The organism is Stenotrophomonas sp. GD03794, assembly GCF_029842145.1.
Lineage (GTDB): Bacteria > Pseudomonadota > Gammaproteobacteria > Xanthomonadales > Xanthomonadaceae > Stenotrophomonas > Stenotrophomonas riyadhensis.
The window spans coordinates 65,014-78,756 of record NZ_JAOCFV010000008.1 but is presented as its reverse complement, the minus strand read 5'-3'; the positions used below and the strand labels follow the sequence as shown (position 1 = coordinate 78,756).

The 13,743-nt window shown below is 64.1% G+C and carries 19 protein-coding genes; all 19 read right to left on the bottom strand.

The window, feature by feature from the left end; genetic code table 11:
- Positions 1-39: 39 nt before the first annotated feature.
- Complete coding sequence (locus N5D91_RS07015) at positions 40-1,290, bottom strand: phage minor tail protein L (RefSeq protein WP_258011448.1); 1,251 nt, start codon at positions 1,288-1,290, stop codon at positions 40-42.
- Complete coding sequence (locus tag N5D91_RS07010; RefSeq protein ID WP_180853668.1) at positions 1,287-2,021, bottom strand: hypothetical protein; 735 nt, start codon at positions 2,019-2,021, stop codon at positions 1,287-1,289. The genes N5D91_RS07015 and N5D91_RS07010 overlap by 4 nt, the downstream gene beginning before the upstream one ends.
- On the bottom strand, positions 2,018-2,659 hold the full coding sequence (locus N5D91_RS07005) for a hypothetical protein (RefSeq protein ID WP_180853669.1): 642 nt from the start codon (positions 2,657-2,659) through the stop codon (positions 2,018-2,020). Before N5D91_RS07005 ends, N5D91_RS07010 begins: the two co-directional genes overlap by 4 nt.
- 9 nt (positions 2,660-2,668) lie before the next feature.
- Positions 2,669-3,004: a phage tail protein gene (locus N5D91_RS07000; RefSeq protein ID WP_180853670.1), complete on the bottom strand. Its 336-nt coding sequence runs from the start codon at positions 3,002-3,004 to the stop codon at positions 2,669-2,671.
- Positions 2,997-5,156 (bottom strand): phage tail tape measure C-terminal domain-containing protein, encoded by a 2,160-nt coding sequence (locus N5D91_RS06995; protein WP_180853671.1) that lies wholly within the window; start codon positions 5,154-5,156, stop codon positions 2,997-2,999. Before N5D91_RS06995 ends, N5D91_RS07000 begins: the two co-directional genes overlap by 8 nt.
- Before the next feature lie 17 nt (positions 5,157-5,173).
- Positions 5,174-5,416: a hypothetical protein gene (locus N5D91_RS06990; RefSeq protein WP_132809895.1), complete on the bottom strand. Its 243-nt coding sequence runs from the start codon at positions 5,414-5,416 to the stop codon at positions 5,174-5,176.
- The gene (locus N5D91_RS06985) at positions 5,413-5,802 is read right to left on the bottom strand and encodes a phage tail assembly chaperone family protein, TAC (RefSeq protein WP_180853672.1); all 390 of its coding nucleotides are present in this window, start codon (positions 5,800-5,802) and stop codon (positions 5,413-5,415) included. The genes N5D91_RS06990 and N5D91_RS06985 overlap by 4 nt, the downstream gene beginning before the upstream one ends.
- Positions 5,803-5,864: 62 nt before the next feature.
- Positions 5,865-6,362 carry a phage tail tube protein gene (locus tag N5D91_RS06980; protein ID WP_180853673.1) on the bottom strand — a complete coding sequence of 166 codons (498 nt, stop codon included), beginning with the start codon at positions 6,360-6,362 and terminating at the stop codon, positions 5,865-5,867.
- 52 nt (positions 6,363-6,414) lie between these two features.
- The gene (locus N5D91_RS06975; protein WP_132809892.1) at positions 6,415-6,768 is read right to left on the bottom strand and encodes a DUF3168 domain-containing protein; all 354 of its coding nucleotides are present in this window, start codon (positions 6,766-6,768) and stop codon (positions 6,415-6,417) included.
- On the bottom strand, positions 6,768-7,259 hold the full coding sequence (locus N5D91_RS06970) for a hypothetical protein (RefSeq protein ID WP_180853674.1): 492 nt from the start codon (positions 7,257-7,259) through the stop codon (positions 6,768-6,770). The genes N5D91_RS06975 and N5D91_RS06970 overlap by 1 nt, the downstream gene beginning before the upstream one ends.
- The gene (locus N5D91_RS06965) at positions 7,256-7,873 is read right to left on the bottom strand and encodes a glycosyltransferase family A protein (protein ID WP_180853675.1); all 618 of its coding nucleotides are present in this window, start codon (positions 7,871-7,873) and stop codon (positions 7,256-7,258) included. Before N5D91_RS06965 ends, N5D91_RS06970 begins: the two co-directional genes overlap by 4 nt.
- Before the next feature lie 56 nt (positions 7,874-7,929).
- Positions 7,930-8,487, bottom strand: a complete 558-nt coding sequence (locus N5D91_RS06960; protein ID WP_180853676.1) for a methyltransferase domain-containing protein — start codon at positions 8,485-8,487, stop codon at positions 7,930-7,932.
- Positions 8,468-8,971, bottom strand: a complete 504-nt coding sequence (locus N5D91_RS06955) for a hypothetical protein (RefSeq protein WP_180853677.1) — start codon at positions 8,969-8,971, stop codon at positions 8,468-8,470. The genes N5D91_RS06960 and N5D91_RS06955 overlap by 20 nt, the downstream gene beginning before the upstream one ends.
- Positions 8,968-9,309: a phage head closure protein gene (locus tag N5D91_RS06950; RefSeq protein ID WP_180853678.1), complete on the bottom strand. Its 342-nt coding sequence runs from the start codon at positions 9,307-9,309 to the stop codon at positions 8,968-8,970. The genes N5D91_RS06955 and N5D91_RS06950 overlap by 4 nt, the downstream gene beginning before the upstream one ends.
- Positions 9,309-9,704 (bottom strand): phage head-tail connector protein, encoded by a 396-nt coding sequence (locus tag N5D91_RS06945; RefSeq protein WP_088497105.1) that lies wholly within the window; start codon positions 9,702-9,704, stop codon positions 9,309-9,311. Before N5D91_RS06945 ends, N5D91_RS06950 begins: the two co-directional genes overlap by 1 nt.
- On the bottom strand, positions 9,697-10,563 hold the full coding sequence (locus N5D91_RS06940) for a hypothetical protein (protein ID WP_180853679.1): 867 nt from the start codon (positions 10,561-10,563) through the stop codon (positions 9,697-9,699). The genes N5D91_RS06945 and N5D91_RS06940 overlap by 8 nt, the downstream gene beginning before the upstream one ends.
- A complete protein-coding gene (locus N5D91_RS06935; RefSeq protein ID WP_180853680.1) occupies positions 10,556-11,950 on the bottom strand; it encodes a phage portal protein in 1,395 nt (464 codons plus the stop codon). Before N5D91_RS06935 ends, N5D91_RS06940 begins: the two co-directional genes overlap by 8 nt.
- A gap of 1 nt (position 11,951) precedes the next feature.
- Positions 11,952-12,191, bottom strand: a complete 240-nt coding sequence (locus N5D91_RS06930; protein WP_180853681.1) for a hypothetical protein — start codon at positions 12,189-12,191, stop codon at positions 11,952-11,954.
- Positions 12,192-12,242: 51 nt separating this feature from the next.
- Positions 12,243-13,691, bottom strand: a complete 1,449-nt coding sequence (locus N5D91_RS06925) for a phage major capsid protein (RefSeq protein WP_180853682.1) — start codon at positions 13,689-13,691, stop codon at positions 12,243-12,245.
- Positions 13,692-13,743 lie beyond the last annotated feature (52 nt).

Below are 13,743 nucleotides of genomic sequence, written 5' to 3'. Positions count from 1 at the left end.
CACATGGCGGGCTGGATGGTTGCTCGATCGTGGCGCGAATCAGGTGCGCAGCAGGCCGGAGGCAGGGAACCCGCCATAGGGCAGCGGCTTGTCGGCGCCGAAGCGCAGCTTGCAGCTCCCCACCCTGCCCCCGCACTGGTCCCGCGCGGGGTCGGTGGTCGGCACATCGTTGGCGTCGGCCACGGCCGGGCCTGTGTAGCCGCAGTAGGGGCCGCGGTAGCCGCCCCGGATCAGTGCGCCGCAAACGCCCGAGATGATCTGACGACCGGGCAGCTGCTCGCCGTTGAGGTCGATCGCCGTGGTCAGCTCGAACTCGACCACTTCCTTGGTTTCGGAGACCTTGCGCTCGATGAACCAGATCTCGTCCAGGAAGTGCTCATTGGGGTCGGCGGTGGGGTGTCGATCCTTGACGGGATCATTCGTGGTGACTTGAAAAGTTGTCGCATTCTGGCCGAGCTCCAGCTGCGCGCCCAGCAGGATCACATCCTGTCCAACCACGGCGCTGGTGGGCCCAACCTGCAATGTCGGCGCCGCTGAATTTGCCGCGTTGTAGACGATCCTCACCGTGATCTTGACCACACCACCTGTGCGCTGTTCAAAGCCCAGCAGCTCCAGCGGACCAGCCGCTGCTGTTGCAGCCGCAATGCTGCCATCGCTGTTTAGATTGAACAGCGACTCGCGATAGGCGCCGCCCACTGTGTTCGAGAGGACTAGTCGAACCCGCTGCGAGCTTCCAAACCGAACGTAGAACGTGGCAACCGCAGACTGGCCCGCAGCGATGGAGAATGAGCGCAGTGGTGCTCGGCGATTGTTGGAAGTGCCCCCATTGCTGGAAATGCGCGTCGGCGTGAAAGTGATGCCGTCCGCCACTTCCTGCGGTAGTTGTGCCGCCGCGGCACCGTTGTTCACCCACCCTGACCCGTTGGGGTTGTTGCTGAAGTTGACCAGGTTGACGATTGGCGGATAGTTGGCCGCGTCCAAGTACTTCACCAGCGTCTGCCGGCGGATCACCTTGGCCCCAACCATGTCGCCGTAGAGCATGCACATGTCCGCGATCCGGCCGTCGAGGTTGCCGACCTTCAGCCGCGGGTTCGGCGGCTGGTCGCTGGTGCGCTCGAAGCCGCTCGCCTCAATCGGCCAGGCGCCGTACTCCTGCCCCTGCCACCAGATCACGCCAGACTGCAGGTGCGCGTGGAAGAACAGCTGGTCGGCGCCGAAGCTGCTGGCGTCCAGCTCGTAGACCGTGACGCGGCCGCCCGGCTCGAGCTGCTGGGCATCGGCAGTAATCATGTCCGTTCCACTCCGAGGAATGCAGCCACCACATCCGGGTCCACGCCGCTGATCGTGGTCTCAGCGTGCCCACCAGATATTGGCCTTGGGTCGCATGTGCTGATGGCGTTGGCAAACTGCGCCGCGTACTCCGGCTTGCAGAGCGTATCTCCGATTCCGTACCACATTTGGATCGGAACGCCAGCAAGCTTTCCCAACTGAGCCATAGTCAACGGGTTGTGGGTCGCACCATGTGTCGCTTCGTTGTAGGTGCCGCCGTACGCGGAATCGATATATGGCCTGTAGAGGCTGCTATTGGCCCTGATGTCCGCCAGGTTGATCACAGGAATCATCAGGACGATCCGCCCTACTAGAGTTGGGTTCGCTGCAGCCCATGCCAGCGCCGTCGTTGCACCCATTGACTGGGCAAGGATGTTGATCCGCCCCTGCTTCACACCAGGAATCCCACGCAAGTAAGCGCGTGCCGAAGTCATCCTGGATATCGCAGTGTCATTTCCCCAAGTCTGATTTCCACCAAGGTCTGCGCAAACCATGAGACATGACTCGCCCACAGCCTGCATTACAGGCCAGCGCGTGCCAATTCCCATCCATTGCGAGCTCCCCCCGTCGCCGCCCTCCGAACCGTGTGCGTAGAGCACGCCTTGGTAACTGGCCTTTGAGTCTTTTGAGCGCACGACAACGTCGCGCTCACCCGCGAATGCCCTGCCGATGCCGGTATCCGTCCAGATCATGCGGTCCTCACCTGAAGATGTGCGTAGTCGCCATCTGCGGCATTGCCGTAGAGGTTGGCATTGCCAGTACCAAGCACCATCAGCTGGAGCTTGAATAAGTAGGACCTGCCCGGCGTTAGTCCCGCAACGCGAGCCTCACGCCAACGAGTGTTGTACTGGTCTGAGGCTCCTCCTTTGCCTACAGGGTTAGGGCTGAGGATGTTGGCGACTTTGACGCCATCGCACAGCAGATAGAGGCGGGAGAAGTCTCCGCTCGTAGTCATCAGTCCACCAAACGACGCAACGATGGGACGCTCACCAACGCGGCAGGAGACCGCCATGCCAGGTACATCGACAAGGGTTGTGGACGAGGTGCTGAAGACAGATCCCATCTGCGCGAATCCCAGCTCGCTGCCACCGCTAGGCATCACTCGCCACGCAGTCCCGTCGCTAATGTAAGTCTCCTGCACGTCGGTGGCGAAATAGCCGAGCCCCTTGTTCTGCGCCGCAGCCGGCCGCGCCGCGTACACGCCTGATGCTGCAAACCCGCGCGCGTATAGTTCCTCGAAGTTGGCGTTTGCCTTCTCAAAGGCCGCCTTTGCGGGGTCGCCTTTGTAGGTTCCATGGTCGGTGGTGGTGTCGATTACTTGGCGTGCCATGTTGATCCCTTACGGCTGGAACGTCTGTTCGAATGTGGCGTTGAGCGTGTAGACGCCATTGCCATGTGGGGTGAGGGTGTAGGACTTGCATAGGTACAGGCCCTGCACTCCAAGCGGCGGCGTCCACAGGAACGAAACCGCTCCCTTCCGTGCGCGCAGGAAGGCCAGTGCAGGACCCACCTTCGACGAGCGGCCGACGATGGATATCGGCCACTGCTGGGTCTCGTTGTTCAGGCCATCGGACGCGGTCTGCCTGTACCCGTCGCCGAACTGCACCTCCCGGACAAGAAAGTCGCCGGTGCCGGTGATCTCGGTGCGCACGCACCAGGTGAAGACCTCAGCCATTGCGCGTACTCATCTGGTGGAAGATCCCACCGGGGCGCGACTGCTGTACCGCCCACTGGTTGATCATCTGCGTGAATGCCTGCTGCGCCTGCCGGCCCTGCTCGCTGCCGGCGCCCTGCTGCGTGTTGCTCGTACCGTCGCTGGTGACGTTCAGGGTCGTGTTGAAGATGTTGCTCATACCTCCGCCAGCACCCATCGAAGATGCAGGCAACCCAGCAGTGATCGGGCGGACAGATCCAGCATCACCAGGGATCAGATAGGTTTTCCCGCCCTGATCAAACAGCTCAGGACGGCCACCCTCACCGACTCGGTACATGCTGCCGCCCGCTACCGGACCACCACCGGCACGGCCTCCTGCAGTTCCTCCGATCGCGCTGCCGATCGCATTGATCCAGCTGGAGCCGGCACCGCTGTAGCTATTCGCCCAATTTCCTATCATCTTGAAGATCTGCGAGGCTGCCGCCTGGGCAGCCATCTTCTGCAGCGTCTTCGCGAAGCTCTGAACCATCCCGCCCAAGCCCTCCGAGAACGGATCGAACAGGAAGTCAGCGAAGGCGTCCTGCATGTTGCGGGCGGCCTGGTCGGCAAAGGTGCTCATCTGGCTGTTTGCATCCTGGGTTTTGCTGGCCAGGTCCTGCAGCCCATCCCCATAGAGCGCGGCAAAATCGTCCTGTGCGTCCTTCACCGCCGCCAGATTGCGAAGAACCTCGGCCTGCGCCTCGCTAAGCGCGCCGTAGGCGTTGGTCTGTATGTCGTAGTTGACCTTGGCCACCTCACTGAGATCCCCATGCAGGGCAATCTCGCGCTCGAGTTTGGCGATCTGATCGTCAGCCCGCTCGCTGCCAGCTCCATACAGCGCCTCGTAATCCTCCTGGATCTGCTCTAGTAGCGACTTCTCTTTCGTCAAAGCGCCCGTGCGGCGGTCGGACGCGCCAGCAGCGCCTGACCCGGTGGGTGGGCCGCTCCCAGGAATCCGGGCTGTGCTATCGACCGAACCCGTCACTCCCTTGAAACTCTCGCCCGCGGCCTCCGACTTGTACCTCTTCGTCAGCTCCCGCTGGATGTCGAGCCGCTTGGCTTCCAGATCATTTATGCGCTTCAGCCGGGCTTCCTCCTGACCGTCGGTCAGAGGAAGGCCGAACAAGCCCGAGGTGTTCTTCTTGGCGTAGTTGATCTGGTCAGTCAGCCGCGCCATCTGGGTGTTCAATGCATCTTCGCCGGCGGCGGAGACCATGCCGCCCGCATCCAGCTTTCGAAGCTGGTTGGCCTTGTCGATGAAGTTGACGATCAGCACCGCACCATTGGCCATCTCAGCGGCCAGGTCTCCAACCCATTTGGTGATAGTGACGAAGGCGCTCTTAGTCTGGTCAGATCCAAGGAAAGCGGTCAGCTCCTTGAACTGAGGAAGCAGCTCGGCTGCTACCTCGTTCTTCAGCCCCTGGAAGGCCAATTGGATCAGGTTGGACTGTTCCTTGACCTCCTTCATAGCGACCAGGGTATCGGCGTCGAGCACAGCACCAAGGCGTTGCGCCTCATCGCCCCACTTCTTGAATCCCTCGCCGTTGCGTGCCAGCAGCGGTGCCAGCATCGATGAGTCGCTGGCAATGGCCTCCATGTAGAAGACCATCTCGGATTGGCTCGCCCCGGCCTGCTCCAAGGCACTGTAATAGCGCTGCAGCACCTCGGGGCCACTCAGATGCTGCAGCTCCTTCGCAGTAAGCCCAATACGCGGCGCGATCTGCTCGAAGAAGTCCTTCATCGCGCCGCCGCCGGTCTGCAGGAAATCACCCAGCTTGTCCTGGGTGTCTTTGAAGATGTCGGCCAGCTTGTCCTGTTGGATGCCAACGGTGGCCGCGCCTGCGGCCATGCGCTGGAATACCTGCTCATTCGTTCCCGACAAGCGGGAAAACTTCTCCAGTTCCGCGGATGCATCGACCAGCTGCCGGGTCCAGCCCAGAACTGCCGTACCGGCCGTGGCCAACCCACCAGCAATGGTTCCACCGATTAGCCCAAAGGCACGCCCGATATCAGCAGCAGTCTCCCCAGCGTCCTTGCCAAGCTTCTTCATCTGCTTGGACGCGCGGTTGGTGTCGGTCTCGAACGACCCGGTGCGCATCAGTAGGTCGACAACGATTGAGCCGGCAGTGGCCATAGTGGGGTCCAGTCAGGTTAGAAGCCGAGGGCCTTGGATACATCGCGATCGGCGTCGCTCAGGACCGGGTCGTCCGGGCTCGGGGCGAGGAATCCGATGATGCTTTCGTACTTGCCGCCGAACGCGGTTCCTATAACTGCAGCCGGCCGGTGGAACCGGTGCAGATCGTCGAATGGGTACAGTTCGTAGAACGCGCGCCAGCCGTCCAACTCAGCTGCTGGCATCGCATCGATCTCGCCGAGTGTCTTGCCCAGGGTCAAAGCGAGCTGGTATCGGAACCACTCGCTGCTTCCTCGCCGGGCAAGCTCTCCTTTCCCTGGTAACTGTGCACCTCGCTGATGGCCTTGGTCAGAGCGATCTGCACCGCGAACTTCAGGCGCTTGGCCTGCGCCAGCGAAAGAGCCGGTTTCCCCTCGGGATCGCAAATGGCCTTCGCGATGAGGCGAGCCATTGATTCAGCCTGCTTATCCGGGTCTTCACTGGACTGTCCCGTGAAGAACCCGCGCAGCACACCAGCCTCCTGCTCGCGGATGTAGAAAGTGTGCTTGCTGCCATCGGCAAGCTTGACCTCCCTCTCATGCACGTCGTCGGAGATGAACAGCGAGGGGTCCAGCAGCGGCACTGCAGCGTCGTTGGTCTCGGTCATGGGGTGATTCCGTAGAGATGGATCGCCACGGCGCCGCTTGGGCGCCGGGCGCTTGGATGGGATCAGGCCAGCGGCTTGCCGTAGCGGGTGACGCCGCCGCTGCGCTGCACGGTGACCGTGCCCCGCACGATCTCGTTGGTGGCGATGTCGATGTTCACGTCGGCGATATAGCCACTGAACAGGAAGCCGGAACGGGCAGTAGCCAGAGGCGGCACCAGCTCATCCTCGGTGTCGAGCGTGGGCGCCGCCGTGCCGTCACTCAGGCCGATGTACCAGCTTACGTTCTCACCGGTGTCCTTCAGCTTGAACAGCGCGTCATGCGATGCGTCGCTGGGGATGTAGTTAAACGGGATGGACACCTGGCCCGGGTTGCCCAACCCGCGCTGGTACTCCTTGTCCACCGTTGCATCCAGGCAGGTGGATTCGATCTGATCGGCAGCTCCGCCCAGCCCGGACGCACCGGTCGGGCAGGCGAACTTCACGATCGCCGGGCCACCGGCCGCGTTCGGGTTGACGAAGAACAGATGGGTGCCCTGGGTCTTGACGACGCCCTCGGTCATGGCAGTTTCCTCTGAAGGGCCGCGCGAGGGCGGCATTACGGATGACCAGCGTTCAGCGCTGATCGATGAAATCGGCCTCGAGGCCGACGCGGTACAGCTTGGTATCGGGGTCGCGGTTGTTGACCACGACACGATTGACGATAAGTGCGCCATCCAGCGCAGCACGCACTGCCTTGGCGAGCTGCTCCACTCCTGCGTCGGTCTTGTGGTAGCAGTCGATCTGCACACTGGTGAAATCACCGCCTGGAGCTGCGCTCAGGTTGTCGAACGCGGAACCGGTCACGATCTGCCAGACGATGTAGGGGCGGGTCTCTGTCTGCGCCACTTCACCGTGCCGCCCTATGCGGTCGTCGACGATCGCCGACACCGCCGCGGTGCGGATGGTTCGATACACCTTCGGGAACATCAGCGGCGCCCTCCATTCTGCGCGGCGAGGCGCTTGGTGATCTGATCCAGGCGCTTCAGCAGGTCTTCGCTGACCACGTCGATGATCTGGCTGGCACGGCGCTGGACGGCCGGACGCAACCACGGATAGGCGGGTTGGGTACTGGACCCGTATTCCATGAGCTGGGCAGCCTTCCGGGTGGTCGTCTTCGAACCATGCGCGTTGACGAATGCCTTGCGCTTCACACGCACCAGCTGACGCTCGCCCTTGGTTCCTACGGGCGCCTTACCACGGCTGGCGATGATGCTGTTGACGGTGGTGTCTGTGCTGTCGGCGCCACCAATAGCTGCGGAACGGCGGAAGTTGTCCTTTGCTTGGTCGCGGAGCAACCTGGCGCCCTTGGCCAATGCGAGCTTGACCGGACCGCCACGCTTGCTGACGACCTCAGCCGGCAAAGCCTCCAGCGTCGACAGAACGCCCTCGATCCCATGAATCTGAAGTTCGACCTTCACAGGTACACCTCGGCGTCCTCTGCAACCCAGTTCCGCAGCAAGGCACCACCGGGGTCCGCTTCACCCTTGAAACCCGGGTCATGCCCCATGCCGATGCCACCGCGACCTGGCAGACCCTTGATCCCAACGACACGGTGGCCACCGAACAGGCGGCGACCGCGCGGACGGCGCCACAGTTCCAGGTCGATGAACTTCGGCCGTGATCGGCAGGCGTCAGCGAAGTCGCGGAGGGCCGAACCACGCATGGCGGTGCTGCACAGGCTGGCGTGACCGGTGTTCGCCAGCTGCCGGCCGCGCCGCTGCTCCACGTTGTAGTAGCGAGCGCGGTGCTCGCCCACCAGCTCGGCATGCTCCAACTCCGCAGCGACCGTGGTCAGCCAGTCAGGCGCATACCAGTCATCGTCCTCGATGATCACCAGCCGCTCTTCCGGACCAACCGCGGCCAGCCCCTTCAGCAGGTTGCGAGCCTGCGTGTTCTGCCCGGGCGCCCAGTGTGGCGATGGGCGCACCAGCACCAGCTGCCAACCCTCGCGCCGGAAGGTCACTGGCTGCGGCTCAGGGCCGTCGTCCACGATGATCCAGCGGACGGGGCCGGCGTAGTCCTGCCGGGCCATCCAACGCTCACACAGCGCCCAAGCGGACGGCCGGGCACCGGTGGCTGTGAGCAGCGTCAGCACCGCGCCACCGAGAAGGTGTGCATCGGCAGGCGCCGGCGGGCCACGCCACGCTCGCCATGGTCGTTCAGTTCGATCGGCACCTCGCCGGCGTACTCGGTCGCGATGTCGCTGAAGCCAGCATCGGCCAGCAGCAGCCGCAGTCCGCTCTGGCTGTAGCGGTAGTAGTCGTCGGGATAGCCGTGCTCCGGGAACGCGAACAGCGTGGTGATCACCAGCAGGCCACCGGGCTGCAGCACCCGGCGAAGCTCCGGCAGCGCCAGCCACGGCCGGGCCACGTGCTCCAGCACCTCCGAGCACACGATTCCGCTGAAACGCCCGGCCCATTCCGGCGGCAGGTCGTGGATGTCGGCCACCTGGTCGACGCCCTCGCCCGCCTGCATGTCGATGCCGGTCCACCGGCCAGTAGCCAGGTCACGGTTCGTGCACCACCATGCAGCAGGGTCATGGATGCGACTGCCGACCTCCAGCACGTCATCGCCCAGGGCGCCAGCATGGCTCTCGATGTATGCGCGGATGCGACCTCGCACCGAGCTAAGCGGCAATCTGTTCATCGAATTCGAAGCACCTGAGAGCTGAGCCGGCCGTGCAGTTCACGACCCGGACGTGGGGGTTCTGGCTCGCCCACTGGGCGAACTGCTGCTTGTGGATCTCACGGCGATGCGGCGCCGTGTTGGTCAGGCCGTTGGCGTACGGCCCGAAGAAGTGGCTGCCATGCATGTCGAATCCGTGCAGACGAACCAGCGTCGCGCCCAGATGGGCGGCCACCGACAGCGCCAGTACCCCGCTGTTCCAGTTGGTCAGCGCGCCGGGCAGCTGCAGCACCCCGCCAATCCGGTGGCTGCTGTAGCGTGCGCCGGCGAACTCTCGGGCCTGCGGATACTTGTCCCACCACTGCCGATCGCTGGCCGCCAGGAATTCCGCCCACGGCGCCAGCTCGAAGGCATTGGCGACCACGCCGACGCGGCGCCCGCGCAGCCGCTCGGCCAGGCTGGCCGATGCGCTCGGGCCTGGTCCAAGAAGGTCGATCTCGATCATTGGCCGTCGTTGACCCCGGCCGCGACGGGAATGGTGATGTACTCCAGTCCCGATGCCTTGTCCGGCAGCAGGCCGGCAATGTTGAAGATCTCGCCGCGATGGACCAGGCGCATCGACGGCAGCAGACCGTCGCGGTAGCGCATGGTGATGCGTGCCGTGACCGCCGATTGCGTCTGCCCGGACTGGATGAACTCTCGGGCGGACAGCGGCTCGACAGACGCCCATACGGTGGCCACGTCGACCCACGCCGTCTGCTCGACACCATCGCTGTCCTTGGTCGTCACCTGCTGCTGGATCAGCACCCGGTGCCGCAGGATTCCACTGGCAACGTTGCTCATCAGGCCACCGTCGTGCGCCGCAGCGGCGCGAGCTGTGCGGTGGCGGCCTTCGACAGCACATAGCCGTGGCCAGCATCGGCCGGCACCACGTTGTCGCCCTCGCCCTCGCGGAAGCGGTACTGGGAGGCCAGCTCCAGCAACGTCGCGGCGATCACCGAAGGGTGCAGGATCGGCTCACCACTGCTGTCCTCGGCCGGCACAGGCCGGCCTGCGCTGTCACGGACCAGTTCCCCATCAGAGTCGCGCTGCAGCACGTACAGGCGCCACTCCTGCTTCAGCCACGCTGCCACAGACTCGGACACGGCCGGAATCCAGATCGCCAGCCAGCGGTCATCGGCGTCACTGTCGATGCGCATCTGCTCGCGGGCGTCCGCCGGGGTGACGAACTCACGCATGGCTGCCACCCAGCTGCACCGGCTCGGCCGGAACGCGCACGCTCTTGCCGTCCTTGCCGTCGCGTCCCTTGCGTGCGCCCAGCGCCCAGTCCTGGTCGTTCTCCAGACAGGGCTTCGACGCATTGCTCCGCTTGGCGATCCACAGGGCGCCGTCGTGGGTGATGGATTCGCCCGCCTTCACGCCCAGGCCTTCCCGCCAGAAGCCGCGGTGCACCATGTAGGGCAGCACGAACTCCTTTCGGCGGTCGCCGGCCCCCAGTGTGATGACGAAGCCACGCTCGGCGTCATAGTCACCCGAGGCTGTGTCGAAGCTGAGGCCGTCCCGGCCATCCTCACCGACGACCTTGCCCAGCCTGATCGTCTCGCCCTTCGTGGTGGTGATCACCAGCTCGCCGGCGCGATCGATCATGGCGCCGGCCAGGCCGACACCGTCGGCACCGGCCTGCGGCGGGTTCTCGGCCAGGTGCTTTCCCACCGCCGCAGCCAACTGCTGTTCGGTGACCGGATCCGCGTCCCGGCCATCCTTCGGCACCGGCAGTGCGTCGACAGCGGCCTTCACCGTTGCCTCAATCACCGCGGGGTCTGCATCGCGGCCGTGCTGAACTGGGTTGGATTCGAAATGCTTGGAGACGGCATCGGCGGTGGCCAGGTCGACCAACGTCTGCAGGCGCGGAGATTCCAGAAGCTTGGCCACGACCAGGTCGGCCAGCGCATCCACTTCAACCGGCTCGGCGTCCTGGCCGGGGTCGCCTTTCTCCGGAGCCCGCTCGCGCAGCTCTTCCAGCTCACGCTTCACCGGCGCGATCGCCTCCCGGATCAGGCCGCCGATCTCCTTGCCGAAGTCGATGGGGTCAGTCATTGCGGAATACCTCAGCTCGCGCGGCGTGGATGGCCTTCATCATGAAATTCTCCTGCTGCAGCGCGCGCAGTTCGTCGCTGTCGTCAGGCGGCGTGTCGTCGGCCTCGGCGGACGGCGCCACCGGTGCGGCCTCGGGTTCGGCCGTGATCTTGTTCTGCCGGACCTGGTCGAGCGGAATGTCCTGCAGCTGCATGTAGACGGTGTCGCCCCCCTCCAGCGGCGGAAGGTTAAACGCAAGTCGGGCTTCGTTCTGCGTCTCGATGCCGCCACCGGTCAGCTTGGCGTGCACGTCCGCCTGCTTGCCCACGTCCATGCGCAGCAGCGGCTCCAGATCAAGCTCGACGCCCATCGGGCGGGAGATACCCAAGCCCTCGTCCAGAAGCTCTTCGATACCCTCGATGTGCGCCTGCAGCGCATCCGAGTAGTACAGCTGGTTGATGTCGTCGACCTTCATACCCGCAGGGATCGAGCCGATGCCGATCTTGAAGGGCGGGATGCCGAATGGCTGACAGATCTGCTCGTCCGAATAGCGCATCTGTTCGACCAACTGGTTGTCGGCCGACTTGAACGCAAACGGGGTGAACTTCATGTCCGCGCCGACCACGGCGACCTTGCCCGCGTTGGACCCCTGGAAGCTGCTGTTCCAATAGTCCTTCACAGCCTGAGCGTCCTCGTCGGACATGCCCGCCGGCGCCGTCAGGATGCCGCCAGGGTTGGCGCCGTTGGAGAAGAAAGTGGTCGAGTCCTTCAGAATCTTCAGGTTCTTCACGGCCGGCCAGTGGGCCGCGCACAGAGGCGGCACGCCGATCAGCTGGTGATGGAAGCAGTTCATCCGGTCGTGGATGATCTCGCTGGCCGGAACGATCAGCTGACTGCCCGGGTAGTTCTCCGGCAGCAGGTTCGATCCAGTGCTGTAGTTGAGTTGGTAGAAGACCTCGCCGCTGTCGGATACCAGCGGCTGCACGCTGAACGGATCCAGCACCCACAGACGGTTGACCACGCGACGCTCATCGCGGCCTTTCAGCACGTAGGTGTTGCCCTGGATCAACTTCGAAAGCATCCAGGCGGCGCGGAACTGCTGCGCGATCTGGTAGTTGTTCGGCTTGCGCAGCACGGGCCAGTAGGCGGTGTTGTTCTTCTCGACCCGCCAGATCCCGTTCGCGTCCTCTGACTTCAGCACGAACGGCAGCTTGCCGATGTCGGAAGAGATGCGGTTGAGACAGGCGTAGAGCGTGGGGTAGCAGAGCACCGTCCCGTGCTCTTCCTCCATGTCCCTCTGCCACGCACCAGCGAACGGCTCTCGGATCAGCGCTCGCCAGCCGCCGCGCTTCGGGACTGGAGTCAGTGCCTTCTTCGCCAGCGTAACTTCCATCCCGAAAATGCGCATGTCAGTCCTGTGCCTTCATGTCCCGGCGGTTGTAACGGCGGCCAGCCTTCGGTTCCTGCGCGGTCCCATCGTCCGCTGCCGTTTCGGCGGCGGTCGCAGGAGGCTCAGCGCCAGGCGCGCCCGGAGTGCTGCTCGGCGCCTTCACCTTCGGCAGTTTCGCTACCCCGTTCCGGACCAGACGCTCAGCATGGAAAGAAGGAACTTCGACTGCCTCACCTCGGTAGATGACGGTTGTTTTCATCGATAGATCTCCTGAAATCGGGGAGGGCCACGCGGCCCTCCCCTGCTCCGGTCAGTTGCCCCAGTTCACGCCCGACAGGACCGCGACCGCAGTCTGGCGGCGGCGCGACCAGTTGATGAAACGGTGCGCGCGGATCGCCGTGCTGTCGGTCTGGAACATCGAGACCAGCTGGGCCGGCGTGGCCGGGTCGCTGGCGTTCGTCGGGTTGTCCATCATCTGAATGGACGCTTCGGTGCTGAAGTCGACCGTGGCCTGGCCGTCATCGGACAGGTAGATGTTGTTGGCATCCACCAGCACAACGTAGCTGCCGTTCGAATCGGCCGGCACGTAGTTGGACACGATCACCGGAACGCCATCGATCGAACCACCCTGCGGGGTCAGGTCCGGGAACTCCTTCTGGCTGAGCTGGTTGACCAGGGACGAGGCTGCACGCGCGGTGGAGGCACGCATGATGTACACCGGCGTGGTGAACACGTGGTTCGCCTCATCGGAGGCTGCCCACAGAGCGTTCAGGTCGGCACGGATATCCGCAGCCGTGTTGCCCGACGACGGGATGGCAGTCACGCCGTTGGTGATCGACGCCGGAGCGACGTTCGCCACGCCGGCAAAAGCCGGATCGATGAAGTCGGTGTCCATGCGCTCGACCAGAGCGTCGACCAGCATGTCGCGGAACAGGGTTTCCGCCGCCGGATCGCTGAAGCGGATCAGCTCGTCGGTCGCCACCGTGATGCCAGCGACCTTGAACCAGCCGTGGTAGACGTCGTTGAAGCCGAACGCGGTTACCGGCTTCGGCTTGCCCTGGCCCACCCAGTAGCCGGTGCCGCCCGAGGTCGCGCCGCGGATGTGCACGTTGAACGGAATGCGGCGCAGCGACGGGATGCCGCCCTGGCCGAAGCGGCCGACGATAGTCCGGGGGCGCAGGAACTCCACGAAGTCTGCGGTGTACTGGTTGTAGGCCACCAGTGGGGCCGCCCAGGTCGCGTCAGTCGTGGTGGCAGCGTCCACGGCTGCCTTGGTAACGTTCGCCTGGAGGATGGACTCCATCTTCTGCGAGCCGCAGAAGGCAAGTGCTTTGGCAATCGCGCTCTCTGCGCCGAAACGCTCCTTGGCGATGTACGACGCTTCACGCATGTTGCCGCGCGCCGAGAAGACGCACATGGCATGGCGGGCAAACATGATGCCCGGCTCCAGCCGCTCGGACGATCGGACCTGGACTGCGCCTCGCTGGTGGGTCACCGCGCCGGCCTGACGGCCTGCATCGTCGGCGGCGATCGGCGCAACTGGGGCCGCCGAGCGCGCCTGAATCGCCAGCAGGTCCTCGAAGCGCTCGATGTCGCCATCCAGGGTCTTGATCTGATCCTTGATCGAGTCGAACTCTTCCTGCTCACCGGTGTTCATGGACCGGCCTTCACCCATCGACTTCTCGACGACGGTATTCAGCTTCTTCTCCAGCTCGATGCGGGTGGCGCGGAGCTTCTCCAGCTGTTCTGCGATGTTCATTTTTGGGGTCTCTTTCGTAGGCGCAGCCGTTCGGCCCGGGTTCCACGCCGGG